The following is a 2,798-nucleotide window of genomic DNA, read 5'->3' on the forward strand; positions in this document are numbered from 1 at the left end:
CCGAGAACGCCGACGGCACCGGCTGGTCCGAAGGCGTCGGCGTGCTTGTGCTGGAACGGCTCTCCGACGCCCGACGCAACAACCACCCGATCCTGGCCGTCATCCGGGGCTCGGCAGTCAACCAGGACGGCGCCTCCAACGGCCTCACCGCCCCCAACGGCCCCGCCCAACAACAAGTCATCCACCAAGCACTCACCAACGCAGGACTGACGACAGCGGATGTGGATGCGGTGGAGGCGCACGGTACGGGGACCACGTTGGGCGACCCGATCGAAGCCCAGGCCCTCATCGCCACCTATGGGCAGGACCGGTCGGGGGACCGGCCGTTGTGGCTGGGGTCGTTGAAGTCGAACATCGGGCATGCCCAGGCGGCGGCCGGAGTGGCCGGCGTCATCAAGATGGTCATGGCCATGCACCATGATGTGCTGCCCCGAACCCTGCACGTCACCGAACCGTCCACGCACGTCGACTGGACCACCGGGGCAGTGGAACTGCTCACCCAGGCCCAACCCTGGCAACGCAACGGACACCCCCGCCGGGCGGGCGTATCCGCCTTCGGTATCAGCGGCACCAACGCCCACCTCATCCTCGAAGAAGCCCCCCAGAGCGGGGACGAAGAGCAGGCGGTCTCACCGCAAGCCGACCCCGAGGGAGACGCGGCGACTGTTGCGGAGACACTGCTGCCGCCATTCCTGATTTCGGGTCAGAGCGAGGAGGCGTTGCGCGGCCAAGCCGCGAATCTGTTGTCCCACCTGGAAAAGCGGCCCGATCTGAGTCTGCTCGACCTCTCTTACTCGCTGGCCACCACCCGTGCCGCGCTGGAGCACCGGGCAGTGGTCATCGTCGCCGACCGTGCCGGACTGCTTCATGGGCTGGGCAAGGTCGCCGAGGGGGAGACGGGGCCGGAGGTCGAGACAGGCGTGGCCCGCCCAGGCAAGCTGGCATTCATCTGCTCCGGCCAAGGCAGCCAACGCCTGGGCATGGGCAGGGAGTTGTGCGACGCCTTCCCGGTATTCGCCCGCGCCCTGGACGAGGTAGCCGAAGAACTGGGTCTACCCGTGCGGGAGGTCATGTGGCCGGAGGATGAGGCGGAAGGCCACGGCCGTCTGGACGGTACGGAGTTTGCGCAGCCGGCGTTGTTCGCGCTGGAGGTGGCTCTGGGCCGGCTGCTGGAGTCGTGGGGTGTACGGCCCGACTACCTTGCCGGACACTCCATCGGCGAACTGGCCGCCGCACACCTGGCCGGGGTGTTCTCCCTCCCGGATGCGTGCGCCCTGGTGACAGCACGCGGCCGACTGATGGGTGCACTGCCCGCCGGGGGCGCGATGGTCGCGGTGCGGGCTACCGAAGACGAGGTCACCACCGTCCTGGCGGGCTTGGAGCGGGTGGCGATCGCAGCGGTCAACGGCCCGGACGCGGTGGTCATCTCCGGCAAGGAGAGTGCCGTGACGCAGGCCGCAGCCCGCTTCGAGCACACCCGGCGGTTGCGGGTTTCGCACGCCTTCCACTCCCCGCTCATGGAGCCCATGCTGGCCGCCTTCCGCGAGGTCGCCGCGCAGGTCACCTTCCACCCGCCCGTCATTCCGCTGGTATCCAACCTGACCGGCAGCCTCGCGGACCCGAAGGACCTGTGCACACCCGAGTACTGGGTACGGCACGTACGTGAGGCGGTCCGGTTCGGCGATGGCATGCAGGCGCTGCGCACTGAGGGCGTGACCACGTTCCTGGAGATCGGCCCCGACGCCACCCTGACCGCCCTCGCGACCCTGTCCGCAGACGCCGATCAGGACGGGGAGGCGATCCCCGCCCTGCGCCGGGACCGGCCCGAGGCCGCCCATCTCCTACACGCACTGGGCGACTTGCACACCCGAGGCATCCCCATCACCTGGCCCGCCCTCTTCAACAACCAGCCCACCCACCCCATAGACCTGCCCACCTACCCCTTCCAGCACAAGCACTACTGGATCGACGCGGTACAAGACACAGCGAACGTGGAGCAGGCAGGACTGGAGACCGCCGAACACCCGCTACTGAGCGCGGGGGTGGTTGCCGCGGATGAGACCGGCGCGGTTCTCACGAGCCGACTGTCCACCCGCAGTCATCCCTGGCTGGCCGACCACGCCGTTCACGACGCCGTCCTCTTCCCCGGTACCGGCTTTGTAGAACTCGCTGTCCGTGCCGGGGACACCGTCGGCCTCCCCACCTTGGAGGAACTCACCCACGAGGCCCCCCTCGTCCTGCCGTCGGACACGGCGGTCACACTCCAGGTCATCGTCCGGCGCGACCCGGGCACCGACCGTGCCGCCCTGGAGATCTACGCCCGCCCCGACAACGACCCGGACCCCACCGCACCCTGGACCCTCCACGCCTCCGGAACCCTCACCACAGCCACAGCCACAGCCACAGCCACAGCGCCGGCCGACGACCTCACCCAATGGCCCCCGCCCGGAGCCCACGCCATACCCATCGAAGACCTCTACCCGCACCTGGCCCGCCAGGGCCTCCACTACGGCTCTGCCTTCCAGGGTGTACGCGCGATCTGGTACCGCGACGATGAGGTGTTCGCCGAGGTCGAACTCCCCACCCAGAGCGCCGAGCAGGCCACGAACTTCGGCCTGCACCCGGCCCTGTTCGACGCCGCCCTGCACGCTCTGGCCGGCGCCAACCACAGCCAGGACCACGGTCAGGGCGACGACCAGGACGACCGGCACGACGACCGTGACCACGGCACGCAAACCCCCACCGCCCACCTGCCATTCGCCTGGCAAGGCGTGACCCTCCACGCCTCCGGAGCCACC

General features: G+C 69.3%; 1 protein-coding gene. It reads left to right on the plus strand.

Annotated elements, in window-relative coordinates:
* A partial coding sequence (locus AOK17_RS28930; RefSeq protein ID WP_157881417.1) for a type I polyketide synthase occupies positions 1-2,798 on the plus strand: 2,798 nt, incomplete at both ends.

The sequence above is a fragment of the Streptomyces phaeochromogenes genome (assembly GCF_001418655.1).
Taxonomy (GTDB): Bacteria; Actinomycetota; Actinomycetes; order Streptomycetales; family Streptomycetaceae; genus Streptomyces; species Streptomyces phaeochromogenes.